The organism is Bradyrhizobium sp. NBAIM08, assembly GCF_020193935.1.
GTDB lineage: Bacteria > Pseudomonadota > Alphaproteobacteria > Rhizobiales > Xanthobacteraceae > Bradyrhizobium > Bradyrhizobium yuanmingense.
Genome location: NZ_JADYVR010000913.1, coordinates 1 through 406, shown reverse-complemented (window position 1 = coordinate 406; position 406 = coordinate 1). Strand labels below are relative to the sequence as shown.

At 66.5% G+C, this 406-nt stretch carries 1 protein-coding gene; it reads right to left on the bottom strand.

Translation table 11 applies throughout. The features are described 5' to 3' along the window. Nucleotides 1-86: 86 nt before the first annotated feature. The coding region (locus I6F37_RS42685) for a hypothetical protein (protein ID WP_225154781.1) at nt 87-406 on the bottom strand (320 nt) is incomplete at its 5' end.

Below are 406 nucleotides of genomic sequence, written 5' to 3'. Positions count from 1 at the left end.
GCCGAACGGGCGCTTGGCGTCGTCAAGGGTGTAGCCGCACCAGACGCAGACCGACGCGGCCTCGCCCTTCCAGTCGGGGACGGGCGTCAACGGATCGGTCCCCGGCAGATGGCGACGACGTCGAGCGATTCGTCGAGGCCATCGTCACCGAGGAAGAAATCGTCCGGGGTGATCTTTGCGGCGCGCGGGTCGTCGTCCTTGCGGAACCGGCTGAGCATCGTGTCGTAGAGGCGCTGGCGCATCTTCATCGGGACCGCCTTGCGGAACTTCAGCGGGTCGAAGCGCAGCACGCGGTCGAGCGTGGCCCGTTCCTCGTCGAATATCTCCATGTAGGCGGGGGAGCCGAAGATGCCCTTGACCTCGACCTCCCTGAAGCTCGCCTGGCACAGCTTGCGCAGTTCGTCGG